This window comes from Lichenicola sp. GTC18331, assembly GCF_055386855.1.
This window is the reverse complement of the sequence record NZ_AP045015.1, coordinates 3,579,139-3,605,161: the sequence shown is the minus strand read 5'-3', so window position 1 is coordinate 3,605,161 and position 26,023 is coordinate 3,579,139. Positions and strand designations below refer to the sequence as shown.

Here is a 26,023-nt window from a genome sequence, read left to right as displayed (position 1 = left end):
GGTGCGCGGCGCCAAAGACGCCCGGCCGCACTCACGGCCGTAATGCCTCGCGGCCATCCGCCGACAGATCCACCGCACGCGTGCGGATCCCGGTCTCGCTCTTCTCCAGCGCGACGCGATGCGCACCCTGCTGCCGCGCCTCGATCAGGCCGTCGCTGACCATCTCCTCGATCGACCGCACCAGATCGCGCGCACTGGCACCTTGCCCGAGCCTGTCCTGCTTCTGCATCACGTCGAACAGCAAGGCCGGATCGATCCCGCCAGCGGCGATGTCGAGACCGTAGGACGCGATCATCGCCTCGATCTCGAGCGCCGCGACACGCGCCACGTCCAGCCCGGCCAGTGGGCGGAACACGAAGATGCGGTCGAGACGGTTCAGAACCTCAGGGGCGAACCCGGCCATGCGCAACGCTTCGACCGACTGCTGACGCATGGTGTCGGGATCGTCGGCGTGACGCGCGGCGATCTCGCTCAGCGCCTCCGTGGCGATATTGGAGGTCAGCACGAAGATCGCCCGCGTCGTGCCGATCTGCGCACCGACCGACGCCTCGGTGACGTGACCGTCGTTCCAGGCGCTCAGGAACTTCTTGAAGACGTCCGGATGCGCCTTCTCGATCTCGTCCAGCAGCACCACGGCATCCGGCGTTTCCTTCAAACCGCCCGTGAGCTTGCCGTAGCTGTCGGAGCCGACATAGCCTTTCGGCGAGCCGAACAACTGCGTCGCCGCATGCGGCGAACTCATCTGCGTCATATCGAAATGCAACAGCTTGCGCCCGAGCGCCGTCGCCAGACATTTGGCGAGATAGGTCTTTCCCGTCCCTGGCGGTCCCGCCAGCAGAAAGATGCCGACCGGCTTGCCGCGCACGTGCAGCGCCAGCCGTCGCCGGAGCTGCTGCGCCATGTCCTCACAGACCTGATCCTGGCCGATCACCTGGGCGCGAAGCTGCGCGGACAGCGCGACGGCATCGATCACCACCGCCTTGTCCTGATGCGCCAGCATCTCTTCCAATGCCGCGCGATTGGTCAGCCGGGCCAGAACATCCATGATCCATCCCCGCTTTCTGGAACGCAGCCGAAACCCGCGCCCGGCCTTGGCCGCTGCGCGATCGGCAATGCCGGCACGCCATTCGTAACCCAGCCCGGCTAAACAGAGAACCATGGAAACGGCGCCGAGCCCGGCGAACGCCCAGCCGCCACGTTGCAAAACACCCAGGCACCAGAACAAGGCATGGCTCGGCGAGACATGCATCTGCGACAGGATCTGCACCGTCGCCAGCGTGAAGAATGCCAGCATCATCAGTGGCATCAGCCGCGTGGCGGCCGGCAAAAGCCCCTTCATTCGACGGCAACCCCCACATCAAGCACATCGCCGGCGGCGATCTGCGGCAAGCGGGTCGGTCCCTGGACCGTGATGGCGCCGATCTGCACCGGTCCGGGGGCGGCACTGGAAAATTCGATCTTGCCGGCACGGTCGATCGGTAGCGTCACCACGACCGGTTCCCGTCCGAGCCTCACGACGCGGGAGAATCCGGCCGTCCGCACCAGAACGGAACGGCCGGCATCACCGCCCTGAGCCGTCGGGCCGCCTGCGTCGAAGAGCGGCAGCTGCGCGAGGCGGACACGACGATCCTTGAGCGCCGCCTGCAATTGTTGGGCTTCTCCGGACGACAGGCCGATCGCCGCCACCGCGGCGGGCTCCGCCGAGTCCGGCAGGACCTGCAGATCGAGCAGCCCGGCCGGCTTGTCCGTCGAGGCATTCGCAGAAGATGCGGCCAGCGGCGCCACGAACGGCACCACGGAGGCGATCGGCCCGTTGAACCGGACCACCGCACCCGCGACCAGAGCGACCGCGAGCACCGTGTACAACGAACCACGCAGCCTGCTGCCGCCAGCGGAGCCCGCAGGAACCGGTTCGGTATCGGGGACGGGGCTCAGCCTTTCCATTGCAATGCAGCAGAGCCGAGCTGGCGCCGCGCCGCAACCATCGTCGCGTGTCTTTTTGGCCATGTTTCGTAACAGCGGTGTCGGGCTGGAACCGGTCTGCGTAATGTCGCTCGCCGCTCGACCGTCCAGGCCGCCGGCACGATCATCGCCAAAACGGCGGTTGCACCCGGCCGCCGGCAATGGCTTTTTGTTGCAGCAATCTCCCGGAGCGTCCGCCTCTTGTCTTCCTCCCCTGCCCCATCACGGCGACGCCTTTCGGTTCTGTCGCGCTGTTCGGTCCTGGCCCTGGCCACCGCCTTCGCGCCGTTGGCCGCGCATGCGGACACGCAGCCGCAACCAATGCCGGCCCCCGAGGTGCCCCCGATCGCACCACCGCGCGACCAGCCCTATCCGGGCACCATCACGCTGCATATCGACGCCACCGATCTCGACCGGCACATCTTCACCGCGCACGAGACGATCCCGGTCAGCGGAGCCGGCGACCACGTGCTGCTATTCCCGAAATGGCTGCCAGGCGACCATTCGCCCACAGGCGATCTCGACAAGCTGGGCAGCCTCGTGATCCGCTCCGGCGACACGGTGCTGAACTGGACGCGCGATCCCGTGGACGTCTATGCGTTCCACGTTCCCGTGCCGGACGGCGCCAGGGAGATCCAGCTCGACTTCCAGTATCTCTCGCCCACGGAGCCGAAACAGGGCCGGGTGGTGATGACGCCGTCCATGCTCAGCCTGCAATGGAACAACATCCTGCTGTATCCGGCAGGGTATTTCTCGCGCGACATCCCGTTCGACACCACCGTCCGCTATCCCGATGGCTGGCGCGCTTTCTCTGCGATGGATGTGGCGAGCCAGGACGGCAGCACGATCCATTACAAGACCACCCCACTGAACACGCTGGTCGACGACCCGGTCCTGGCCGGGCGCTACACGCGCCAGGAGGATCTGTCGCCAGGCGGTCCGGTGCCGGTGCATCTCGACATCGTCGGCGATACGCCGGCCGATCTCGCCATCACCCCGGACCAGCTCGCCGCGCATCGCCGTCTTGTGGTGCAGGCGAACAAGCTGTTCGCGTCGCACCACTACCCGCACTACGATTTCCTCTTGTCGTTGTCGGACGAGTTGGGTGGCATCGGCCTCGAGCATCATTCCTCGTCCGAGAACGGTGTCGGCCGAAACTATTTCACCGGTTGGAGCGACGATCAGGCCGATCGCGATCTGCTCCCGCATGAATACACCCATAGCTGGAACGGAAAGTTCCGCCGCCCGGCCGATCTGTGGCAGCCCAACTTCAACGTTCCAGAGCGTGACTCGCTGCTCTGGGTCTATGAAGGCCAGACCCAGTACTGGGGCAAGATTCTCGCCGCACGCTCCGGGCTGTGGTCGAAGCAGGACGCGCTGGAAAGCCTGGCGATGACGGCTGCGGCCTACAGCAACGGCGTCGGCCGGTCCTGGCGCAACCTGGAAGACACCACCAACGATCCGATCAGCGCCACGCGTCGTCCGATCCCCTGGCGTTCCTGGCTGCGCTCGGAGGATTACTACGAAGAAGGCGCTCTGGTCTGGCTCGACATCGACACCAGATTGCGCGAGATGACGCACGGAACGAAGTCGCTCGACGATTTCGCGCGCGCCTTCTTCAGCATGGACAACGGCAGCGCCATCACCAAGACCTATACGTTCGACGATATCGTGCAGGCGCTGAACGGCGTCGCGCCGTTCGACTGGGCATCGTTCCTGAAGAAGAAGCTCTACGCCACCGGGCCGGATGCGCCGTTGGACGGTCTGGAGCGAGGCGGCTACAAGCTGGTCTACACCGACAAGCCCAACAGCTTCGTCAAGAGCGAAGACGCGATCAGGAGCGTCGACGATTTCAACTATTCGCTCGGCCTCGCTTTGACCAAGACGGGCGCGGTGCGGAACTGCATCTGGAACAGCCCGGCCTTCGGTGCCGGAATCGTCGTCGGCGCGCAGATCGTCGCGGTGAACGGGCTGAAATACGACGCGGAGTTGCTGAATCAGGCGATCACCGCGGCGAAGACCGACAAAGCGCCGATCGAATTGCTGGTGCTGGCAAGCAATCGCTACCGCACCGTGCGCCTCGATTACCATCAGGGGTTGCGCTACCCGCATCTGGTGCGCAACGCGGGCAAGGACGCTTCGCTCGAGAAGATCATCGCGCCGAAGCCCTGAGATTCGTTGTAGATGCGAAACGTCGTCAAGCTTTAACCGAAGCGGGCGACGGAAGCGTCTAGGAAGACCGCGCGGCCACAACGGCCGCGCGGAAGGAAAGCGGCTGAAACGGTGAGCACGACGAATCGCAGATCATTCCTGGCGATGTTGGGTGCAGGCACGGCGGCCACCGCCCTGCAAGGCAGCATCGAACGCGCCCTGGCGATACCGGCGCATCACCGCACCGGCACCATCCGCGACATCGAGCACATCGTCGTGCTGATGCAGGAAAACCGTTCCTTCGATCACTATTACGGTACGCTGTCCGGCGTCCGCGGCTTCGACGACCCGCGCGCGGTGCGTCTGCCGAATGGCGCGCCGGTCTGGCAGCAGCCGCACGGCACCGGCACGCTGCTGCCGTTCCATCCCGAGGTGCCGGATCTCGGCCTGCAATTCATCGAAGATCTGCCGCATGACTGGGACACCACCCACGCGGCCGCCGATGGCGGACGCTGGGACGGATGGGTGGCCGCCAAAGGCACCACCACCATGGCCCATCTCCAGCGCTCGGATATCCCGTTTCATTATGCGCTGGCCGACGCCTTCACCATCTGCGACGCCTATCACTGCTCTCTGCTCGGCCCGACCGACCCGAACCGCTACTACATGTGGACCGGCTGGGTGGGGAACGATGGCAAAGGTGGCGGTCCCGTCATCGACAATGCTGAGGCGGGCTATAGCTGGACGACCTTCCCGGAGCGTCTGCAGCAGCAGGGCATCGACTGGAAACTCTATCAGGACACAGGCACGGGCCTGACCAAGGCCGGCTCGTGGGGCTGGACCCAGGACGCCTATATCGGCAATTACGGCGACAACTCGCTGCTCTATTTCACCCAATACCAGAACGCACCGGACAATTCGCCTCTGGCCGAAAGGGCCCGCACCGGCACGAAGATTTCCGAGGGCCAGTCGCCTTTCGCCCTGCTGCAAGCCGATGTGGACAACGGCACTCTGCCAGCCGTGAGCTGGATCGTGGCGCCGGAGGCCTACACGGAACACCCCAATTGGCCCGCCAATTACGGCGCATGGTTCATCGCCCAGGTGCTCGACATCCTCACCGCCAGGCCGGAGGTGTGGAGCAAGACGGCGCTCTTCATCACCTACGACGAGAATGACGGTTTCTTCGACCATGTCGTGTCGCCCACCGTGCCGCACGGCCCGGATACGGGCGCTTCCACCGTCAGCACGGAGAACGAGATCTTCGCAGGCGCCGGCAAGAGCGTTGCCGGACCGTACGGGCTCGGCGTGCGCGTTCCGATGCTGGTGGTCTCGCCCTGGAGCCGCGGCGGCTGGGTGAACAGCCAGGTCTTCGACCACACCTCCATCATCCGTTTCATCGAGCAGCGTTTCGCCGACACCCATCCCGGCCTGAGCGAGCCGAACATCACCCCCTGGCGTCGTGCGGTCTGCGGCGACCTCACCTCGGCGTTCGATTTCCGCAATCCGAACGCGCATATCGGCAAGCTGCCGAGCACGGCCGGCTACAAGCCGCCGACCGCCACGCGTCACCCCGACTACAAGCCGGTTCCGCCGGTTTCGGGCACGATGCCGAAGCAGGAACACGGCCTGCGACGCGCCCGTGCCCTGCCCTACCGGCTGGACGCCGAGGCCCGGATCGGTGCAGGCGACGTGACCCTGCGTTTCGCCAATCACGGCGATCAGACCGCCGTGTTTCAGGTTCGCTCCGCCGATCCGACGCAAGGCCCGCGCTTCTTCACCGTGTCGCCGGGACGCGAGTTGTCGGATCGCTGGACCATCCATCAGAGCCCGTTCGAATTCTCCGTCTACGGTCCCAACGGGTTCCTTCGTGCCTTCGCCGGCATCGCCGGCGGCAACCCGCTCTCCGTCCGCGCCACCGAACATGCCGAAACACGGTCGGTGTCGCTCGAACTCGCCGATCACGGCGGCCGCGGTGCGATCGTGCATCTACACGACGCCTATACCGGGCTGACCGTGCCGGTCGTGGTGGCGCCCGACCACGCGATCCGCGTTCCCGTACCAGCCGCGGATACGTTCGGCTGGTACGACGTCACGCTGACAATCCCCGCCGACCCGACCTTCAAGGTCCAGGTCGCCGGCCATGTCGAAACAGGCTGCGACAGCGTGACCGATCCCAGGATCGGCCAGAAAGCGTGAGGCCGTTCGCGCCCATGCAGGTGGCCGGCACGCGCTACTGGATCGCGCTCTGCCTCGCCAGCCTGCTCGGCGCCGATCTCGGCGATCAGGTCGCCCATGATCTGCATATGGGCCATTGGCTCGGGGTCGGACCGCTGGCGATGGTGCTGGCGGCGACGATCGCACTGCATCGTCGCAGCGCGGTCGCCACGGGTGCGTTCTTCTGGATGTCCGTGGTGCTGCTGCGCACAGTGGCCACCAACATCGCAGACCTGCTCACGCATGATCTGCACCTCTCGCAGGCGCCGCTGATCGCGCTACTCGCGGCCGGGCTGCTCGCAGCCGGCTGGCGCGCGACGCCGCTGCGAACGGATGCACGGTTCTGGCTCGCCCTGTTCCTGGCCGGCACGCTCGGCACGGTTCTGGGCGACGACGCGTCCGGTTGGGCAGGATTGCCGTTGGGATCAGGCATGTTGGCGATCGCGACCGCAATCGGTTTTGCAGGAACCGTCGGGACGAACCGGACCTCGGCTGCACTCTACTGGCCTCTGGTGCTGCTGGTGCGCACGGCCGGCACCAGCATTGCCGACTGCCTGGCCGACCGCAGCGGATTAGGGCTGGATGGCAGCAGTGCCGCGATCGCCCTTCTGTTCATCGTCTGTCTGACACTGCGGAAAACCGAACCCGCGCTCGCTCCGACCTGACGGCGCGAGCGCGGCTGACAGGATTCAGCCGATCTTGTCCTGCGTTTTCGTCTCGAAATCGCTGGCATCATGCCGCTCGTGCAACTGCTCGGACGGGTCGCCGCTGACCCGGTTCACCATACGGCCACGCTTCACGGCAGGGCGCGCCGCGATCTCATCCGCCCAGCGGACGACATTGCGATACTCCGACGCCTGGAGGAATTCGGCGGCGTTGTAGGCCCAGCCTTTCACCAGACTGCCGAACCAGGGAAACGAGGCGATATCGGCAATGGTGTAATCGTCGCCGGCCAGGAAACGTGTTTCGCCGAGACGCCGATCCAGCACGTCGAGCAGACGCTTCGTTTCCATCGTGTAGCGGTCGATGGCGTATTCGATCTTCTCCGGTGCATACGCGAAGAAATGTCCGAACCCGCCGCCGACGAACGGCGCGCTGCCCATCTGCCAGAACAGCCAGGACAACGTTTCCGCGCGTCCGGCCGCATCCTTCGGCAGGAACGCGCCGAATTTCTCCGCCAGATGCAGCAGGATCGCACCGGACTCGAACACCCGGATCGGCGTTTCGCCACTCCTGTCTTCCAGCGCCGGGATCTTCGAGTTCGGATTGAGCGCGGTGAACCCGCTGCCGAACTGATCGCCATCGCCGATGCGGATCAGCCACGCATCGTATTCCGCGCCTGCGTGTCCCGCCTCCAGCAATTCTTCCAGCATGATGCTGGCCTTTTGTCCGTTCGGCGTCGCCAGCGAATAAAGCTGGAACGGATGCCGTCCCACCGGCAACGCCTTCTCGTGCGTCGCGCCGGCAATGGGCCGGTTGGTGGAGGCGAAGGCGCCGCCATTGCTCTTGTTCCAAGCCCAGACGCGCGGCGGTTCGTACGGCTTCGGATCGCTCATCGACCGGTTCTCCTGTTGCGAACCCTCCAGATGGGGTGCGCGACGCCAGGAGCAACGTTTACCGGAGCTGCGCCCGAACGTCGCGAAACGTCCGGGCGCGTCGGTGCTTACCCCAAACGCTGCAACGCCGCCTGCAAGCGCGCTGCTTCCTCGCCGAAGGCACGCAGACGCTCGCGGTTCTCCTCCACCACCTCCGGCTTGGCCCGCGCCACGAAATCGGCGTTGCCCAGCTTGCGCTCGACCTTGGCCGCCTCGTCCAGTGCGCGGACATGCTCCTTGCGCAGACGCGCCCGCTCCACATCGAGGTCAATGATCCCGGCGAGAGGCAGGATCAACGTCGCTTCGTCCACCACGGCCTGGGCGGCGCCCTGCGGCATCTCACCCGCCAGGACCGACACCTCGGACACGCGGGCCATGCGGCCGATCGCTTCCGACCAGTTCCGCGCCCGCGTCACGGTCGCTTCGGACGCGTCGCGCAGCAGCACAGGCGTCACGCGCGACGGCGGCACGTTCACCTCCGCCCGCACGGCGCGGATCTCGCCGATGAAGCGGATCACCCAGTCCAGTTCGGCGCCGATCGCATCGGCTTCGGCCAAACGCGTCGGTTCCGGCCAGGGCGCGCGGATCAGGCTGCCCTCGGCACCGAAGCCGAACTCGGCCCAGATCGTTTCCGTCACGAACGGCATCACCGGATTCAACAGACGCAGGATCACGCCGAGCACATGCGCGGCTGCGGCGCGCAACTCGTTCGCCTCCGGCGTATCGCCGGCCAGGAACACCGGCTTGGCGAATTCCAGGAACCAGTCGCAGAAGCGGTTCCAGGTGAAGCGGTAGGTCGCAGCCGCGTATTCGTCGAAACGATACGCCTCCAGAGCCGCCGTCGCGTCCGCCACGGCGATCCCGGCCTCGTCGATGATCCAGCGCGCGAGCTGCCCGCGCGCCGCCGCGGGGTCGAACCCCTCCACCGGACGAACGCCGTTCATCTCCAGGAAACGCGCGGCGTTCCAGAGCTTGGTGACGAAGGACCGATATTCCTCGACCCGCTTGGCGCCGAGCTTCACGTCGCGACCGAGACCGGTCAGCGCGCAGACGGTGAAGCGCAACGCATCGGCACCGTAGCTGTCGATCAGCTCCAGCGGGTCGAGCCCGTTGCCCTTGCTCTTGCTCATCTTCTGGCCGCGCTCGTCGCGCACGAGGCCGTGGATGAACACCTGCCGGAACGGCACGTCGCCCATGAAATGCAGCCCCATCATCATCATCCGGGCCACCCAGAAGAAGATGATGTCGAAGCCGGTCACCAGCACGTCGCCGGGGTAGTAGCGCGCCAGATCGGCGGTCCGGTTCGGCCAGCCCAGGGTCGAGAACGGCCACAGACCGGACGAGAACCAGGTGTCGAGCACGTCCTCGTCGCGCGAGAGCGCGGTCTCGGTGCCGTAATGCGCGCGCGCCTGCTCCAGCGCGCCGGCCTCGTCATGCGCCACGAACACCTGCCCGTCCGGGCCGTACCAGGCCGGGATGCGGTGCCCCCACCAGAGCTGGCGGCTGATGCACCAGGGCTGGATGTCGCGCATCCAGGCGAAGAAGGTATTCTCCCACTGCTTCGGCACGAACTGGACCCGGCCGCTTTCCACCGCCTCGATCGCCGGACCGGCCAGCTTGGCCGCGTCGCAATACCATTGCACGGTCAGGCGCGGCTCGATCACGGCGCCGCCGCGCTCGGCATGCGGCACCTGATGCGTGTGCGCCTCCACGGCCACCAGCAGCTCGAGCCGCTCCAGCTCGGCGACGATGCTCTTGCGGGCCGCTTCGCGCGACTGTCCGGCCAGACCGCGCACGAACGCCGGATCGGCCAGACCCGGAACCGCGCAGAGTTCGGCCTCGATCTCGTCCAGAACGATCTTCGCATCGGCGTCGAGGATCGACGGCATCGCCAGCTTGTGTCGTTCGCCGACGCCGAAATCGTTGAAGTCATGCGCCGGCGTGATCTTCACCGCACCCGTGCCCTTTTCGGGATCGGAGTAGCCGTCGGCGACGATCGGAATGCGCCGCCCGGTCAGCGGGAGCACCACGAAGCGGCCCACCAGGGCGGTATAGCGCTCATCCTCCGGATTCACCGCGACGGCGGTGTCGCCCAGCATGGTTTCCGGACGTGTGGTGGCGACAACGACGCTGAGCCCGTCCTCACCCTCGACCGGATAGCGGATATGCCAGAGATGCCCGCGCACTTCGCGGCTCTCGACCTCGAGATCGGAAATGGCCGAGCGGAAAGTCGGGTCCCAGTTCACCAGACGCTTCGCACGGACGATCAGCCCCTCGCGATACAGACGCACGAACACCTCGCGCACCGCTTCCGACAGGCCCTCATCCATGGTGAAGCGTTCGCGCGGCCAATCGAGCGACGCGCCGAGTCGCCGAAGCTGCTGGGTGATCACCCCGCCGGACTGTTTCTTCCAGTCCCAGACGCGCTCGATGAACCCGTCCCGCCCGAGCGCCTCGCGACGCACACCCTCGCTGTCGAGCTGGCGCTCCACCACCATCTGCGTGGCGATGCCGGCATGGTCGGTCCCGGGCTGCCACAAGGCGTCACGGCCCTGCATCCGGCGCCAGCGCACGAGAATGTCCTGCAACGTCATGGTCAACGCATGACCTGCATGCAGCGTGCCGGTGACGTTGGGCGGCGGGATCATGATCGCGAACGGCTCGGAATTGCTGTCCGGCCGGGCGGCGAACGCGCCGGAACGCTCCCACAGCTCGTAGAGGCGCGATTCGGTCGTGTCGGGAGAGAAACTTTTGTCCAGCATGGGACGAAGAATACGGGTTCAGCGCATCCGCCGGAAGCCGCACGCGCGCATGGGCGTTCGCCCCGCGGCGTGACCGTTCCGCGTCGTGTTCAGCCGCGCTTGACCAGCCGGCCGATCTCCTGCGCGACGAGACGTTCCACCAAGGCCGGCAGATTGGCGTCCAGCCAATCCTTCAGTTGGATGCGCAGCTCGTCGCGCACCATGTCTTCCAGGGTAGGGCCGCCCGTACGGAGCAGGCGGGGATTGTCGGACGAGGGCGACTCGGGACGCATCGCTTCCTCCAAACTGGCCAAAGCCTGCGCCGCCGCCATGCTGGCCGAAGGCGCCAGAAGCGGTTCCGCCACGGCGGCGTCCGCTGGCGGCGTATCCACGACACTCGGCTCGACCGGCGCGAACGTGGGCGGAGGCGGGGCGACGACCACCGGAACCGGAATCGAGACGGGAGGAGGTTCCGGCGCCGGCGCAACCGCCGCCGGCTCGGAGACCGGCTTCGCAGCCGGCGGAGGATCGTCGAACAGGGCTGCAGCCAGATCGGTCGCGCTCTGCTTGGCAGTGTCGTCGAACGCGGGCGCCGCCTTGGCGCCACCCTCAGCCTTCGCCTCGACGATCATGGACGGCTGCAGCACCAGCAGCTCGTCCTCGACATCCTTTCCGTCGCCGCCCTGCGCACCGGCCTCGTCTTCCATGATGATCCGACGGATCGATGCCAGGATCGTGTCCATCGACGCGTCCTGCTCGTCATGCGGTGGCTGGCGAGACGCGTCGGGCATTGTTCAGCGGCCTGGCTGGGAAACGGCGTAGTCGTTCAACCCCCACAGGCGATCCTTGACCGCGTTGTAGTAGGCCTTCTCGTCGTAGAGCGGCACGCTCAGCGCCAGATCGCGTGCCGTGAGACGGCCGATCGCGGCGGCGACGCCATAGGAGCTCAACACCAGATTGCTGAGGCTCTGCACCAACGCGACCTGTGACGACAGCAGGGTCTGCTGCTGCTGCAGCACTTCCAGCGTGGTGCTGGTGCCGACGATCGCCTGACGCTCGACGCCGTCCAACGCTACGATGTTGGACTGGATCGCGGTGCGGTTGCTGTCGATCGATGCCTGATAGGCGACGAGGTTCTGCCAGTTGGAGATCGCGAGCTGGGCGGCGCTGCGACGCTGCACGTCCACCAGACGGCGCGCCTGCTGGGCGGTCTGCTTGGCCTGACGAACCGCCGCATATTCCGCACCACCCTGGTAGATCGGAATCTGCAACGTCACCAACCCTTCCCGAATCGTGCTCTGCTGGTCCCGGAAGCTCTGGTTGCTGCTCTTCAGGTATTGGCCCTGGAGCGCCAGCTTCGGCATCAAGGACGACATCGCGACATCCACCGCATCCTTATCGCTGGATTCGGTGAACAGGGCGTTAATGACGTTCGGGTTATTGGCAACGGCCAGCGATACCGCGTGATCCTGATCGCTCACCGGAAGATGCAGCGGCTGCGGCGGGATCAGATTCGGTGCCGGCGCGATGCCGACCTGCTGGGTGTAGGTCGCCTGCGCGGTCTGCAGCGTGCCCTCGGCCTGCTGGCGCGCCGCCCGGGCGCTCGCCAGCGCGGCTTCGGCCTGTGCCACGTCGGTCCGGGTGATCTCGCCGACGCGGAACCGGTCGTTGGTGGCGCGGAGCTGCTCCTCCAGCACCTTCTCGTTGTTCACCTGCAGTTGCAGAAGCTGCTGGTCCTCGATCACGCCCACATAGGCCTGGACGACGTTGGCGAAGACCTGCTGCTCGGTGGAGATCAGGTTGGCACGTTCCGCCATCACCCGGTTCACCGCCTGATGCGTCTGTCCGGTGGTCTTACCGCCCTGATAGAGGTACTCGGTGCCGGTGATCTGCGTGTTGTAGCCGACCAGATTGTGGAACCTCTGGCTGGTGGCTACGCCGAAGCTGCTCGAGCCGCCTTCCAGCGTCCCGGATTGGCTCACGCTGATCTGCGGATGCCAGCCCGCCAAAGCCGTCGGCACGTTCTCGTCCACCGCGCGCAGGGCCGCACGCTCGGCCTGCAAGGTCGGGTTGGTCAGATAGGCGTGCGCCAGCGCTTCCTGCAGCGTGTGCGGAACATAGGTCGGCGGTCCGCTGCCATCATATTTCTGCGCCAGCGCCGTGGAGCTGTACAGCAGGGCAAGCAAACCAACGCCCACACCTCGGCTGATGGTCATCGCGCAAAGTCTCCGTCACAAGTCCGGCATCGGACGAAACCGTCCGCATCCCTTCTTCCTGCCACGAAACCCGGCGAGGCTTCTAGTCCGAGCGGTTCAGAACCGGAACGCGGGCTCCGGAGCGAGTTCTGGAAGCAACGGTGTCGCGCAATCGAACTGGACACGCGGACGCAGGCCGGAAGGCTGCTTTTCCGCCAGGAACGCGGTCGGAACCCCGCCGGGACGGTGGAGAACGCCGCCCACGCGACCAGTCTCAGCCAGCTGCGAACCATACGCCGCCGGGATTTCCGTCACCCCGCCATCGATCAGAATGAAGTCGAACGGCGCCGCTTCCGGCACGCCGGCCGACAGCGCACCCTCATGCACACGCACGCCCGGAGCCAGCTCCGCCAGCAACGAGCGCGCCTGCGCCGCCAAAATTCGGTTCTCTTCCAAAGCCACCACGTCGCAATTCAGCGTGTGCAGCAGACAGGCAGCGTAGCCGGTGCCAGCCCCCACCACCAGCGCACGCTCGCCGCGCCGCGGCGCCAGGGCCTGGATCAGGCGCGCGATCACGCGCGGTTCGGACAGCACCCGCCCGGCCAGAAGCGGCACGTTCTGATCCATGTAGGCCACTGCCACACGGTCGGCGGTCACGAATCGCTCGCGCGGAATCCAGCGCATCGCTTCCAGGATGCGCGGATCGGACACCTGCACCGGCCGGATCTGGGTATCCACCATCTGCAAGCGGGCGATCGACCAGTCCGGAACGGACCCGGTCCGGGCCTGCGCGGCCGGATCGAAAGCGGCGGAATGACTCACGCGGGGGTGCTCCAAACGCGAAAGGGGGCCGGACGCGCGAGGGCGAACGGACGTTCCACCCTTATAGGTTTCCGCTCCCGGCGAGGAAAGCGTGGCCGCCACGCTTCGCCGTCGCCGTCCTGCGCTTGACCAATCCACCGGGGCGGGCCATACGCCTTGCCGCAACCCTCCGGTCCGGTGGCAGAGTGGTGATGCAGCGGACTGCAAATCCGCGAATGCCGGTTCAATTCCGGCCCGGACCTCCAAAATCCTGCCCTATCGCCCACTCCGGGCTTCAGCTCGTCTCTGCAGAGCAGGGGAATCCTAATCCCCTGGGCACACTTCATGATCGTCAGCTTTGCCTGAGACCCCGCCGTGTGAGGGCGATGCTCTACCGCGATCTCCTTCCGCGCAGGACAACGCCCTCTCACGGCGGTTAGGCAGATTCGAACCTTTGGCCCCTGTGTCCCGAACAGAGTGCCGCCGGTCGTGCAGCGGTTTTGTAAACCGTTGGTCGGACCTCTCCCTTACCAAGGGAGTGCTCTACCGTCCCGAGCGATCACGCCCCGGCCGAAAACCAGCATCGGCACGCCGGACCGGCCCACACGGTTTGACCACCCGCACCATTCCCGCACACTCCCCGCCGTGATCCGCCTCCATCCCCTCGCCCGCCTTTCCCTCCGTGCGATCGCCTTCCTTTCCGGCCTTTGCGCCCTTTCCATCCTCATGCTGCCGCTCCTGCTCGCCCTGCTCATGATCCTGTTCGACAGCACGGCGCGCGGCCTCCTCATCATGCTCGGCAGCATCCTCCGCTGGCTCGGCTCCTTCCTGCCCGCAGGCAACGCCCTGCCGCCTTACCGCAGCCTTTCGCTCGATCCGGCCGCCATCGCCCTCGCCGCCGGACTCCGCATGCTCCCCTGCCTGCTCGGCCTTCTGCCGCTCCTGACAGCACCGGAACGCCGCGCAAGCTGGGGTCTCGCCGCGATCATCTGGTGCGCCGCCCTTCCCTTCACCGGCCGACTCCCCGCTTTCGCGCTCCTGCCCGGGATCGCCGCCGCCCTTCTTCTGGCCGTTGACGCGGATCGCCGCACCGACGCATAGCCGCCGCACAGGCACGGCACGGGAATGACCATGAACACGGCGATCGGCACCGGAACGCGGCTGCGCCCCCTCGCCTGGTGCGCAGCCGTCATCGTGTTCGCAGTTCTGCTCTTTTCCCGCCAGCCCGATGCTCTGCTGCATGCCGAACTCTGGGGCGACGAGGGCTGGTCGTTCTATCCCGATGCCTACAACCAGGGCTGGCACGCGCTTCTGATCCCGGCCGGCGGCTATCTCGACAGCTTCCAGCGCATCGTCGCTCTGCTCTGCCAGCCTCTCCCGCTGCACCTGATCCCGACCGCGTTCGCCGCGGTCGCCTTCGTCGTGCAACTCCTTCCGGCCCTTTTCCTGCTCAGCGACCGCGTGTCCGCCTTCCTGCCGCGCATGCTGCCGCGCGTGGTGCTGGCCCTGCTCTATCTGCTCACGCCGAACGCGATGGAGCTGTTCCTCAACCTCACCAACACGCAATGGCTGCTGGCGCTTCTCGCCCTGCTGATCGTGGTCGGCCATCCGCCGCGTTCCGCCGTCGGCTGGGCGTTCGATGCCGTCGTGCTGATCCTGTCCGGCCTCAGCGGTCCCTTCGCCCTCATGCTGCTGCCGGTGGCCGCATGGCGCTGGCGTCAGGAACCGTCCCCGGCGGCGCGTATGCGCTTCGTCCTGCCGGCGCTGTGCGGGGTGATCCAGATCGCGGTGATGCTCGGCGCCCTCCAGGACACGCGGTCGCACGCCCCGCTCGGCGCAGGTCCGCGCATGCTGGCGCAGGTGCTGGCGACGCAGGTGGTGCTGGCCGCAGAGATCGGCTGGCGTCGGGCCGGGCCACTGCAGGTCCTGCCGATCTGGCAGAACAACATTCTGCCCGTCTCACTCACGCTCGGCGCCGCGATCGTCACCGCCCTCGCGCTGCGCCGCGGCCCTGTCGCACTGCGTCAGGCGGCCGCGTTCATCCTGCTGATGCTCGCAGCCAGCCTGGTTTCGCCGCAGGTCTCGCTGGACCGGCCGCGCTGGGAGATCATGACCCATGCGCCGATGGGCAACCGCTATTTCGCTTTTCCTGTGATGCTGTGGATGGCCGCGCTCGTCTCCCTGCTGGCCGATCGCTCACGCCTGCTGCGCGCGCTGGCTGTTCTCTGCCTGCTGCCGATCGTGTTTCTGGCGATCCCGCGCGAATGGCACGTGCTGGAACAGGCGCGCACCGATTTCGTCACCCGCGCACGCCAGTTCGAGGCCGCACCGCCGGGAACGAGAATGGAGTTCCCGATCATCCCGACCGGGATCACGCCGATGCAACTGGTGAAGAAGCCAGCAACGTAACGTATGAAGAAAGGTGATGTTCTTTCTTGGAAGAAAGAGCCAAAGAACTTCTGAATGTTGAACGGCGCTCTCGCGACGGCTCGATAATCAAACGGATAGAGTCTTTTTGCTTCTTTTTCTTCAGAAAAAGAAGACCTCTTCTTGCCGTTCCCAACACGCCGTCTACACCATCAACGACACATGCGCCGAAGCGATCCGCCACCCCGCGTCGGTCCGCACCCAGCATTGCGTCTGCCGGCCGATCCGGGCGCTGCCGACCGGCTGGAACTCGAGATCCGCCGACGCCACGTCGCGCCCGAACGCCGTGATCGCGCGTCTCAACACCACGCGCTGCGGCGCACCGTTCGGACGCGCACGCCGGAAGGCGGCGATCGCCTCGAACCCGTACAGGTTCTCGGTGGCGCCGAAGCGCCTCGTCTGCGGCGCGGTCCAGAACAGCGCGTCGAGCTCGACCAGGTCGTTCGCCATCAACGCACGCTCGTAGCGGTCCAGCGCCACGCCGACCTCGCGCAGAACCTCCGGATCGTCGATCGCGATCATGCCGACGATCCGGGCACCGGACACACAGAAACCCCATCCCGCTCCAGACGGAACGCCGCCTCGAACAACGTCCGCTCGGCCCAGGGCGCCCCGATCAACTGCACCCCGATCGGCAACGCGTCCGTCTCCCCCTGCGCCGGCACGCTCAGAACCGGCAGACCGATGAACGAGATCGGCTGGGTTTGCAGGCCGAGATTGGCGCGCGCCGGCACAGGCTCCCCGTCCAGAAGCATGGTCGCGGCGCCGCGCTTCACGGCAGCGCAGGGCGTGGCCGGGGCCAGCAGAATATCGAAGCGCTCCAGAACGCGCGCCGCTTCCGCCCGGAACGCCGCCCGGACCCGCTGCGCCCGCAACGTCACGGCGGCCGGCAGCATCGCCCCCGCGATCAGGCGGTCGCGCACGGCGGGATCGTAGAGACCGGCATCCGTCCGCAGGGTCGGCAGATGCAGCGCACCACCTTCGGAGGCGGTGATGCAGAAGGCGGCCGAACGCGCTGCCTCCGCGCCCGGCAGGCTCGCTTCGCGTACCGACGCCCCTGCCCGCGCCAGACCGTCGGCGATCCGCTGCACCGCGGCCAGCGCCTGCGCATCCGCGCCGCGCCGGAACCAGCCGTCCAGAACGCCCACGCGAAGCGCGCGCAGATCCCCGCCTGATGCGCCAGACACCGTCTCGACCGGCCGCGCCGCCAGAGCGGCATCCTCCGCATCCGGCCCCTGCATCAGGTCGTAGCACAGCGCCAGGTCGGCCACGCTGCGTGCGAACGGCCCGACATGATCGAGGCTGTGCACGAACGGAAACGCGCCCCGTCGCGACAGCCGGCCGAAACTCGGCTTCAACCCGAACACGCCGCACAGGGACGCCGGCACGCGGATCGACCCGTTGGTGTCCGAACCCAGAGACAGCGGCACCAGACCCGCCGCCACCGCGGCTGCGGACCCACCCGACGAACCACCCGCGATCCGTCCGAGGTCATGCGGATTGGCGGTGTTGCCGTGATGCGCGTTCTCGGTGGAGAACCCGTAGGCGAACTCGTCCATGTTGAGCTGGCCGAGCAGGATCGCCCCCGCCGCGCGCAGGCGCGCCACCATGACCGCATCGCGCTCCGCTGGCGGGTTCCTTTCCAGCAGTTTCGACCCCGCCAAGGTCGTCGTCCCCGCCACGTCGAACAGGTTCTTCACCGCGAACGGCACGCCGGCCAGAGGCTTGTCGCGATCGCCCGCTTCCAGGGCCCGCGCCTCCGTCAGCGCTTCGTCCGCACGGAGCCCGGTGAAGCAGTTCAGCACCGGGTCCGAGGCCGCGATCCGCTCCAGCGCCGCCTGCACCACGGCCACCGGAGACAATCGCCCGTCCCTCACCCCGGCGGCGATCTCGACCGCGCTTGCGAACGCGCTGCTCATGGCAGGAAGACCGGCGCGGGATCGAGCTCCGGCGGCAGATCGAGCGCATCGAGGCGCGCTGCATGCGATCGCAGCAGCGCCAGATTGGCGCGCACGCCGGGCAAATGAGCCGGATCGAGCGGCAAATCGAGAAACACGGCGGCGGACTCGGCGAGAGCCTGTTCGGGGTCGGTCAGAATCGCCTCCACATATCGCCCGGAGACATTATGGGATTCAGGGAGACGAAAACAGCAAGAGTCTTCTTTTTCTGAAGAAAAAGAAGCAAAAAGACTTTTATCCGTTCGGATACGTCAGCCAACCAGCACAAGGATATACGAACAAAGTTCTTTGGTTTTTTCTTCCAAGAAAGAACATCTCTTACGTCTGCGCCGAATGCCAAACCGACACAGAAGACCCCGGCCACCTTCTAGAAATGGCTCCACCCGGCCCGCACGAACCGCAACGCCGCGCCGCTCTTGTCCCGCACCATGACATCCGCAGGGCCGGCCCCGAACACGCCGATGCGCGTCACCGGGATGCCGGCCCGTTTCGCCTCCGCAAGCAGCGCATCCTCCCGATCAGGCGGCACCGCCAGAAGCAACTCGTAGTCGTCGCCGCCGGTCAGTCTGCACTCCAGCAGATCGGCTCCCGCTGCACGCGCCGCGTCGGACGCCGGAACGCGTCCGGCCTCGATCTCCGCCCCGACCCCGCTCCTGCGGCACAGATGGCCGAGATCCTGTACCAGACCGTCCGACACATCGATCGCCGCCGACGCGATTCCGTCCAGACGCAAACCCAGACGCGGCTGCGGCCGGCGATAGCGATCCACCAGAAACCCGGTCGGATCGGGCAACCCGTCCTGGAGACACATCAACCCCAGCGTGGCGTCGCCGATCGTGCCCGTCACCCAGACGCCGTCGCCCGGACGCGCGCCGTTGCGGCGCAAGGCGCGGCCCGGCGCGACATGGCCCAGAATGGTGAGCGACAAGCAAAGCGGCCCCGGCGTGCCGGTGGTGTCGCCACCCAGCAGCGTCAACCCAAACCGTTCCTGCGACCGGCGCAATCCGTCGGCGAAACCCGCAAACCAATCATCCGACAGCGATCTCGGCGCGGACACGGTCAACAGATAGCCGAGCGGCTCCGCCCCCATCGCCGCCAGATCGGACAGGTTCACGCCGAGCAGCTTCTCGCCGACGCTGTCCGCCGGGTCGTCCGGCAGGAAGTGCACGCCCGACACCACCGCATCCGCCGCCAGCACCAGCTGGCGGCCAGGCGGCGGCGCCATCACGGCGGCATCGTCGGACAAGCACAGCGCACCCGGCCCCGCGAGCGGCAGGAAATGCCGGTCGATGAAGTCGAATTCGGGCGCGCTCGCCATGGCGCGGGCTCAGCCGGCGGCCGGTCTGTCCGCGTTGAAGTCCTGCGGACGCAGACGGCGGCCGACGGTGTCGAGCAGCCCGTTCACCATGCGCGGCTCGTCGCCGAAGAAGAAGCCATGCGCGATGTCGAGATATTCGTTGATCACCACGCGGCCCGGCGGACCGTCGCGCATGGTCAGCTCGCCGGCGGCGGCGCGCAGAAGGGCGCGCAGAACCGGGTCGAGCCGGTCCAGCGGCCATTCCGGCGGAAGGGCTTCGGCCAGGATCGCGTCGAGCTTGTCCTGGGACGAGACGGCGGTGCGGACGATGCGCCCGAACAAGGCCGCATCCGCATCCGGCACCCGGCCATCCTCGTAGCCGCCCTCAAGCCCCTCGACGCCGCCCATGGCACCCAGACGGTGACGCACGAACTGGTCGATCACGGTTTCGGCGCTTTCGCCGCTTTGTTCGCTCTGAAACAAAGCCTGCACGGCGCCGACGCGGGACGCGGTGCGCGGACGGCTGCGCGGCGGCTGCCGCCCCTTGTTCGGCTCGACCGCCATCAGTTCCGCCCCATCCGGCAAACGGCTTCGTTCATCATGTGTCGCATGGCGCGCTTCATCGCGCCTTTGCGTCGTCCAGTCCAGTGTCGCCAAGCCCAGCCTCGCGCACGGCGCGCAGGCGCTCTTCCTCCGTCGCAGAGCCGGAGGTGAGCGAGCCCAGAATGGCCTCGAAATCGCTCGCCTCGCGGAAATCGCGATACACGCTGGCGAAACGCACATAGGCGACCGGATCAAGTTCGCGCAGCGTATCCATCACCCGCTCGCCGAGCTGCGCGGAAGGGATCTCGGTCTCGCCGGAGGCCTCGAGCTGGCGCACCAGGCCGCTGACGATGCGCTCGATCCGTTCCTCGTCCACCGGGCGCTTGCGCAGGGCGATACGGATGGAGCGCGCCAGCTTCTCCCGGTCGAACGGCACTCGGCGCTGATCGGCCTTGATCACCACCAGCTCGCGCAGCTGCACGCGCTCGATGGTGGTGAAGCGCTGGCCGCAGCCGGGGCACAGGCGGCGACGGCGGATGGCCGCGGCGTCCTCGTTCGGGCGGCTGTCTTTGACCTGGGTGTCGTCGTGACCGCAGAAAGGGCAGCGCATCGGCTCGGAACTCGATCGGTAAAGGAATGGCTCCGGAAACAGGTGCCTTTCCGGCCCGCAACGCACAAGGCCCGTGCATCAAACCGCCTCGTTCGCGCGTTCAGGTCTCACCGTTTCGAGAACAGGACCGAGAATGAACGCGCTGCGCCGCTTCCTGCTTCCCGCTTGCCTTCTGCTCGCCGCCCCGGCGCTGGCGGACGCGCCGAAAAAAGCACCCGACAAGCCGGCCCCGTCCATCACCGTGGACAATGCCTGGTTTGCAACCGTCCGCAACAACGGCCCGACCTACGGCTATTTCAAGATCATCAACCCGACCGAGCATCCGGCGCTGATCACCGGCTACAGCGCCCCCGCCTGTTCCAGCCTCAAGCTGGAGGAAGCGCATAGCGGCGGCGTCAACGGGCGGGCTCCGGTGAAGATGACGGTGGCGCCGAAGACGACGCTGGTGTTCAGCCGCGGCGGCTATCACCTAGTGTGCGACCGGGGCGCGAACGTGCCGACTCCCGGACAGACCATCCCGGTGACGATGACCCTGCTGGGCCATCCCGACCTGCATACCGACTTCGCCGTGCGCGAATTCCCGCATTAAGTTTCACGATGCAACTTAATCGGCCCGCCCCCGGCGAGAGGGCGGGCCGCAATGGGACAAGAACGCGAGATCAGGCCGGCTGCAACAGCGCCCGCCGCAGCGCATCGTGCCAGCCGGCGACGATGGTTTCGCGCTTGGACGCGTCCATCTTCGGCTCGAACACCGCATCGCGCGCCCAGGTGGCGCCGATGCTATCGAGGTCCGGCCAGACATCGGTGGCGAGCCCGGCCAGGAAGGCGGCGCCGAGCGCGGTGGTCTCGAGGTTGCCGGGCCGCTCCACCTTCACGCCAAGCATGTCGGCCAGGAACTGGCAGAACCAGTCGTTCGCCGACATTCCGCCATCGACGCGGATCGACTCCGCCTTGCTGGCGCCGTCGTCGCGCATCGCCTGGAGCAGGTCGAGGGTCTGGAACGCGACCGATTCCAGCGCCGCGCGGGCAATGTTGGCGGCGGTGGCGCCCAATGTGAGGCCGCAGATCAGGCCGCGCGCATGCGGGTCCCAGTGCGGCGCGCCGAGGCCGACGAAGCCCGGCACCATGTAGACGCCGTGGCTGTCCGGCACCTGCGTCGCCATGTCATCGGTCTGCGAGGCGTGGGTGATCAGGCCGAGACCGTCACGCAGCCATTTGATCGCGGCGCCGGCGACGAAGATGGCGCCTTCCAGCGCGTAGGAGGTCTTGCCGTTGATCCGGTAGGCGATGGTGGTCAGCATCCGGTTGTTGGAGGACACCGCCTCCTCGCCCGTGTTCAGCAGCATGAAGCAGCCGGTGCCGTAGGTGGATTTGGCCATGCCGGGCTGGAAGCAGGCCTGCCCGATCACCGCCGCCTGCTGGTCTCCGGCCATGCCGCCGACCGGGATCGAGCGGCCGAACAAGGACGGGTCCGTTTCGCCGAGAATGCCGCAATTGTCGCGCACCTCCGGCAGCAGGGCTTCCGGCACGTTCAACAGGCGCAGCAGATCGGGGTCCCATTGCTGCTTGTGGATGTCGAACAGCAGGGTGCGCGAGGCATTGGTGATGTCGGTGGCGTGGACCTTGCCGCCGGTGAGGCGCCAGAGCAGGAAGCTGTCGATGGTGCCGAAGGCGAGCTCGCCCTTCTCGGCGCGGGCGCGGGCGCCGTCCACGTTGTCGAGCAGCCAGGCGAGTTTGGTGCCGGAGAAATAGGGATCGAGCAGCAGGCCGGTGCGGGCCTGGACCATCTCCTCCACGCCCTCGCGCTTGAGTTCGGCGCAGCGTTTGGCGGTGCGCCGGTCCTGCCAGACGATCGCCTTGTGGATCGGCTCGCCGGTCTTTCGGTCCCACACCACCAGGGTTTCGCGCTGGTTGGTGATGCCGATCGCCTCTGGCGCGCGTCCGCCGGACAGGGCGGCCTTGGCGGTATCGACCACGTCGCGCCAGATCTCGTCGGCGTCGTGCTCCACCCAGCCCTGCTGGGGATAAAACTGCTTGAACTCGCGTCGTTCGGTCGCGATCGGCCTGGTGTCGTCGCCGAACAGGATGGAGCGTGTGGAGGTCGTGCCCTGGTCGATCGCCAGGATGGTCTTGCCGCTCATGAACGGTCTCCGGTTCGTTTGTTGGTTGGAAGAAGGATCACGCGCCCCCGCGCGCGGTGGGGACCGGCTCGACCGTGGTGGACTCGATCGGCACCGGGCGGGCACGGTCGTCGCGCGGCTGCTCCGGCGTGGTCTGCGGCAGCGGCGGTTGCAGGAACGGACGGATCAGGAACTGGTACGCGCCGCCGCCGACCACGCCGCCGACCAGCGGGCCCACGATCGGCACCCACCAGTAGTCGCCGGGCGACGGAAACGCCGCCGGCCCCCAGCCGGCAACAAAACAGAACAGACGCGGGCCGAAATCGCGCGCCGGATTGATCGCCCAGGCTTCCAGATAACCCATGGAGGCGCCGATCAGAGCCACCAGCAGGCCGATGATGAGCGCGCCGGAATTGGCCTGCGGCGCCTGGGTGTTGAACTGTTCGGTCACGGCGAAGATGCCGAACAGGAGAAAGGCCGTGAGCACGATCTGGTCGACCAGACAGTGCATCGGGGTCAGGAAATCGCCCGGATGGGTGAAGAACACGCCGGCAGCACCGCCTTCGGGGCGCGTGAGATGCTGCGTCAGGTTGAAATGGTCGATCACCGGGCCGAACAGCAGGTAGACGATCGCGGCACCGAGAAAGCCGCCGACGATCTGCGCCAGCATGTAGAACGGCACTTTTCTCCAGGAGAAACCGCGATAGATCGCCAGCGCCAGGGTGACGGCGGGATTGGCATGGGTGCCGCTGACGGCGCCGGTGGCATAGATGGCGATGGTGACGCCGAGGCCCCAGGAGATGCAGACGCCCCAATAGGCCATCTTGTAGGGGCTGGGATCGTAGAGCGTGTACATGGCGGCGACGGAATCGCCGAAGGCGATGACGATCAGCATCGCGATGCATTCGGAGATCAGTTCCCCGAGCAGGATCTTGTTCCGGAACATCCTCGTTTCCTCCCCCGGTTCGCGCGTCGGCTTCTTTGTCCGATCGCGCCGCTTGAAGGTTCTAGGCGGCCTGTGCGCTCCCGATGGACAGAAGCGGGTCGGTCAGATGGCGGTCGATGAAGGCGGCCAGTCTCTGCTGCCCGTCCTGCGGGACGTGCAGCCCGAGACGCGAACGGCGCCAGAGCAGATCGTCCGCGGTGCGCACCCATTCCTTCTCGATCAGGAAACGCACTTCCGCGGCATGAAGCTCCGCGCCGAAATCCTCGCCGAGATCGGCCAGGGTCCGGGCCTCACCCAGAAGGGTCCAGGCCAGCGTGCCGTAGTTGCGGGCGAGGCGCCAGGACAAGGTCTCGGACAGGAAGGGCTTCTCGGCGCGGAGGCGTTTCAACAGGGCGTCGAAGCCTGTTTTCGCGAAATCGCCACCCGGAAACGCGGCCGTCGCGGTCCAGGCGGGTTTCAAACCCGGCAGGAAGGAGGCCAGCTTTTCGAGGGCATGTTCGGCCAGACGGCGCGAGGTGGTGATCTTGCCGCCGAAGATGGAAAGCAGCGGCGCGCCGTTTCCGCTGGTGTCGACGTCGAGCACGTAGTCGCGCGTCACCGCCGAGGCGTTGGCGGCCGCGTCGTCATAGAGCGGACGCACGCCGGCATAGGACCACGCGACATCCGCCGGCGTGATGGTGCGGGTGAAAGAGCGGTTGATGGTGTCGCAGAGATACTGCGTCTCGTCGGCGGAGATCCGGACCTGCGACGGATCGTCCGTGAACGGGACGTCGGTCGTGCCGACCAGGGTGAAGCGGCCTTCGTAGGGGATCGCGAACACGATGCGCTTGTCTGGATTCTGCAGGATGTAGGCGTGGTCGCCCTCGTAGAGCTTCGGCACCACGATGTGACTGCCTTTGACGAGGCGGACGGATTTGGAGGTGGCGAGCCCCACGCGTTCGGACAGCAATTCGCTGACCCAGGGGCCGGCGGCGTTCACCAGGATGCGTGCGGAGACGGTCCTGGGCATGCCGGACTCTTCGATCTGCGCCACCCAGATTCCGTCGCGCCGTTCGGCGCGTTCGAACCGGGTGCGGGTGCGGATCTCGGCACCGCGCGCAGCGGCATCGGCGGCGTTGAGCACCACCAGCCGGCTGTCCTGCACCCAGCCGTCGGAATACACGAAGCCGCGCTTGATCGACGGCACAAGCGCGCTTCCGAACGGAGAGGCTCCGAAACGAACACCGTGCGAACCCGGCAAGGTGCGTCGTCCGCCGATGTGATCGTACAGGAACAGGCCCAGCCGCAGCAGCCAGGCCGGGCGCAGGAAAGGCTGATGCGGCAGCACGAAACGCAGCGGCCAGATGATGTGCGGCGCCGTGGCGATCAGCCGTTCGCGCTCCTGCAGCGCCTCACGCACGAGGCGGAATTCGTAATGTTCGAGATAGCGCAGGCCGCCATGGATCAGCTTGGTGCTGGCGGAGGAGGTGTGCGCGGCGAGATCGTCCTGTTCGACCATCAGAACGCGGAGCCCGCGTCCGGCGGCATCGCGGGCGATCGCGGCGCCGTTCACGCCGCCGCCGACGATCAGAAGGTCATAGGGCGCCGGGTCGGGACGGGTCGGATCGGTTCGCATACTCGGACCATATACCCGGACCACATTTTCGCAAGCGAACTTATGAGGTTCCTTTGCGAAAATCGTCGCCATCCCATTCCGCCACGTGACAAGCGATTCCACGCTCGGCGAGAAGGCTCGCGATCGGGCCCGGCGGGGGCCGGTCGGTGAACAGGGCATCCACCTCGTCGAGGGCGCCCATGCGCATCATCGGACGGCGGCCGAACTTGGTGTGGTCGGCTAGAAGCAGCACCTGTCGCGCATTGCGCATGATCGCCCTGGCGACGCGGATCTCCTCGACGTCGAAATCGAGCAGGGCACCGTCCTCGTCGATGCCGCTGATGCCGATCACGCCGAAATCGGCGCGGTATTGTGCGATCTGTTCGCAGGCGGACTGGCCGATCACGCCGCCATCCTGCGCGCGCACCATGCCGCCGGCGACCACCACCTTGAAACCGGGACGGGACCACAGCCCCGCCGCGACCTGCAAATTATTGGTGATCACCTGAAGCCCGTCATGGCCGTGCAGTGCCTGGGCGAAGGCTTCGGTCGTGGTGCCGAGATTGATGAACAGCGAACTGTGATGCGGGATCCGGGCCGCCGCGAGACGGGCGATCGCCTGTTTCTCGCTTCGATTGAGCACCTGACGCTCGCTGTAAGCGATGTTCTCGATCGACGATGGCAGGCCGGCCCCGCCGTGATGACGGGCCAGCCGCCCTTGTTCGGCCAGACGGTTCACGTCGCGCCGCACCGTCTGCACCGTGACGCCGAGGATGCGGGCGAGATCGTCGTTGGACGCGTATCCGGCGTTGCGCACGATCTCGACGATATGGGCGGAGCGTTCGTCCGGAGAGCTCACGCGACGTCAC

At 66.7% G+C, this 26,023-nt stretch carries 23 protein-coding genes and 1 tRNA gene; 7 read left to right on the top strand and 17 right to left on the bottom strand.

The window, feature by feature from the left end; genetic code table 11:
• Positions 1-31: 31 nt before the first annotated feature.
• Complete coding sequence (locus tag ACZ5BM_RS16485; protein ID WP_498909228.1) at positions 32-1,339, bottom strand: P-loop NTPase and SpoVK domain-containing protein; 1,308 nt, start codon at positions 1,337-1,339, stop codon at positions 32-34.
• The gene (locus ACZ5BM_RS16480) at positions 1,336-2,124 is read right to left on the bottom strand and encodes a hypothetical protein (protein WP_498909227.1); all 789 of its coding nucleotides are present in this window, start codon (positions 2,122-2,124) and stop codon (positions 1,336-1,338) included. Before ACZ5BM_RS16480 ends, ACZ5BM_RS16485 begins: the two co-directional genes overlap by 4 nt.
• 39 nt (positions 2,125-2,163) lie before the next feature.
• Here ACZ5BM_RS16480 and ACZ5BM_RS16475 point away from each other — a divergent pair, with 39 nt between their 5' ends.
• From ACZ5BM_RS16475 to ACZ5BM_RS16465, 3 genes are all read left to right on the top strand, one after another.
• The gene (locus ACZ5BM_RS16475) at positions 2,164-4,134 is read left to right on the top strand and encodes a M61 family metallopeptidase (RefSeq protein ID WP_498909226.1); all 1,971 of its coding nucleotides are present in this window, start codon (positions 2,164-2,166) and stop codon (positions 4,132-4,134) included.
• A 111-nt stretch (positions 4,135-4,245) separates the two neighbouring features.
• Complete coding sequence (locus ACZ5BM_RS16470) at positions 4,246-6,309, top strand: phosphocholine-specific phospholipase C (protein WP_498909225.1); 2,064 nt, start codon at positions 4,246-4,248, stop codon at positions 6,307-6,309.
• Complete coding sequence (locus ACZ5BM_RS16465; RefSeq protein ID WP_498909224.1) at positions 6,306-6,992, top strand: hypothetical protein; 687 nt, start codon at positions 6,306-6,308, stop codon at positions 6,990-6,992. The genes ACZ5BM_RS16470 and ACZ5BM_RS16465 overlap by 4 nt, the downstream gene beginning before the upstream one ends.
• 24 nt (positions 6,993-7,016) lie before the next feature.
• Here the strand turns inward: ACZ5BM_RS16465 and yghU are convergent, their stop codons facing one another.
• The 5 genes from yghU to ACZ5BM_RS16440 all read right to left on the bottom strand — a co-directional run bounded on the left by yghU (position 7,017) and on the right by ACZ5BM_RS16440 (position 13,680).
• Positions 7,017-7,883, bottom strand: coding sequence for a thiol:disulfide oxidoreductase (yghU, locus tag ACZ5BM_RS16460; RefSeq protein WP_498909223.1), 867 nt, complete (start codon positions 7,881-7,883; stop codon positions 7,017-7,019).
• 107 nt (positions 7,884-7,990) lie between these two features.
• Entirely contained in the window at positions 7,991-10,684 is a 2,694-nt protein-coding gene (locus ACZ5BM_RS16455; RefSeq protein WP_498909221.1) for a valine--tRNA ligase, read from the bottom strand.
• Between the two features lie 89 nt (positions 10,685-10,773).
• Positions 10,774-11,454, bottom strand: coding sequence for a DUF2497 domain-containing protein (locus ACZ5BM_RS16450; RefSeq protein WP_498909219.1), 681 nt, complete (start codon positions 11,452-11,454; stop codon positions 10,774-10,776).
• Positions 11,455-11,457: 3 nt separating this feature from the next.
• Entirely contained in the window at positions 11,458-12,879 is a 1,422-nt protein-coding gene (locus ACZ5BM_RS16445; RefSeq protein ID WP_498909218.1) for a TolC family protein, read from the bottom strand.
• A 96-nt stretch (positions 12,880-12,975) separates the two neighbouring features.
• Complete coding sequence (locus tag ACZ5BM_RS16440; protein WP_498909217.1) at positions 12,976-13,680, bottom strand: protein-L-isoaspartate O-methyltransferase family protein; 705 nt, start codon at positions 13,678-13,680, stop codon at positions 12,976-12,978.
• Between the two features lie 171 nt (positions 13,681-13,851).
• On the opposite strand from ACZ5BM_RS16440, the gene ACZ5BM_RS16435 reads away from it, so the two are divergent.
• The 3 genes from ACZ5BM_RS16435 (at position 13,852) to ACZ5BM_RS16425 (ending at position 16,068) form a co-directional block, all read left to right on the top strand.
• Positions 13,852-13,925: transfer RNA gene (locus tag ACZ5BM_RS16435), tRNA-Cys, on the top strand.
• A 379-nt stretch (positions 13,926-14,304) separates the two neighbouring features.
• Positions 14,305-14,760, top strand: a complete 456-nt coding sequence (locus ACZ5BM_RS16430) for a hypothetical protein (RefSeq protein ID WP_498909216.1) — start codon at positions 14,305-14,307, stop codon at positions 14,758-14,760.
• Positions 14,761-14,790: 30 nt separating this feature from the next.
• Positions 14,791-16,068, top strand: coding sequence for a hypothetical protein (locus ACZ5BM_RS16425; RefSeq protein ID WP_498909215.1), 1,278 nt, complete (start codon positions 14,791-14,793; stop codon positions 16,066-16,068).
• A 162-nt stretch (positions 16,069-16,230) separates the two neighbouring features.
• Here ACZ5BM_RS16425 and hpxZ read toward each other — a convergent pair whose 3' ends face one another.
• The 6 genes from hpxZ to nrdR all read right to left on the bottom strand — a co-directional run bounded on the left by hpxZ (position 16,231) and on the right by nrdR (position 20,494).
• Complete coding sequence (gene hpxZ, locus ACZ5BM_RS16420) at positions 16,231-16,608, bottom strand: nuclear transport factor 2 family protein (RefSeq protein WP_498909214.1); 378 nt, start codon at positions 16,606-16,608, stop codon at positions 16,231-16,233.
• On the bottom strand, positions 16,605-18,005 hold the full coding sequence (locus ACZ5BM_RS16415; RefSeq protein ID WP_498909213.1) for an amidase: 1,401 nt from the start codon (positions 18,003-18,005) through the stop codon (positions 16,605-16,607). Before ACZ5BM_RS16415 ends, hpxZ begins: the two co-directional genes overlap by 4 nt.
• Positions 18,002-18,193 carry a DUF4089 domain-containing protein gene (locus ACZ5BM_RS16410; protein WP_498909212.1) on the bottom strand — a complete coding sequence of 64 codons (192 nt, stop codon included), beginning with the start codon at positions 18,191-18,193 and terminating at the stop codon, positions 18,002-18,004. Before ACZ5BM_RS16410 ends, ACZ5BM_RS16415 begins: the two co-directional genes overlap by 4 nt.
• A 218-nt stretch (positions 18,194-18,411) precedes the next feature.
• Positions 18,412-19,362, bottom strand: coding sequence for a thiamine-phosphate kinase (gene thiL / locus ACZ5BM_RS16405; protein WP_498909211.1), 951 nt, complete (start codon positions 19,360-19,362; stop codon positions 18,412-18,414).
• 9 nt (positions 19,363-19,371) lie between these two features.
• Positions 19,372-19,905, bottom strand: coding sequence for a transcription antitermination factor NusB (gene nusB / locus ACZ5BM_RS16400; protein WP_498909210.1), 534 nt, complete (start codon positions 19,903-19,905; stop codon positions 19,372-19,374).
• Between the two features lie 55 nt (positions 19,906-19,960).
• Positions 19,961-20,494: a transcriptional regulator NrdR gene (gene nrdR, locus ACZ5BM_RS16395; protein WP_498909209.1), complete on the bottom strand. Its 534-nt coding sequence runs from the start codon at positions 20,492-20,494 to the stop codon at positions 19,961-19,963.
• A 133-nt stretch (positions 20,495-20,627) separates the two neighbouring features.
• Between nrdR and ACZ5BM_RS16390 the strand changes: the two genes are divergently transcribed.
• Positions 20,628-21,083, top strand: coding sequence for a copper chaperone PCu(A)C (locus tag ACZ5BM_RS16390; RefSeq protein ID WP_498909207.1), 456 nt, complete (start codon positions 20,628-20,630; stop codon positions 21,081-21,083).
• A 70-nt stretch (positions 21,084-21,153) separates the two neighbouring features.
• Here the strand turns inward: ACZ5BM_RS16390 and glpK are convergent, their stop codons facing one another.
• The 4 genes from glpK to ACZ5BM_RS16370 form a co-directional block, all read right to left on the bottom strand.
• A complete protein-coding gene (glpK, locus tag ACZ5BM_RS16385) occupies positions 21,154-22,635 on the bottom strand; it encodes an FGGY family carbohydrate kinase (RefSeq protein ID WP_498909206.1) in 1,482 nt (493 codons plus the stop codon).
• A gap of 37 nt (positions 22,636-22,672) precedes the next feature.
• On the bottom strand, positions 22,673-23,560 hold the full coding sequence (locus ACZ5BM_RS16380) for an MIP/aquaporin family protein (RefSeq protein ID WP_498909204.1): 888 nt from the start codon (positions 23,558-23,560) through the stop codon (positions 22,673-22,675).
• Between the two features lie 61 nt (positions 23,561-23,621).
• Positions 23,622-25,175, bottom strand: a complete 1,554-nt coding sequence (gene glpD / locus ACZ5BM_RS16375) for a glycerol-3-phosphate dehydrogenase (RefSeq protein WP_498909203.1) — start codon at positions 25,173-25,175, stop codon at positions 23,622-23,624.
• A gap of 40 nt (positions 25,176-25,215) precedes the next feature.
• Positions 25,216-26,013, bottom strand: coding sequence for a DeoR/GlpR family DNA-binding transcription regulator (locus ACZ5BM_RS16370; RefSeq protein WP_498909202.1), 798 nt, complete (start codon positions 26,011-26,013; stop codon positions 25,216-25,218).
• Positions 26,014-26,023: the final 10 nt, after the last annotated feature.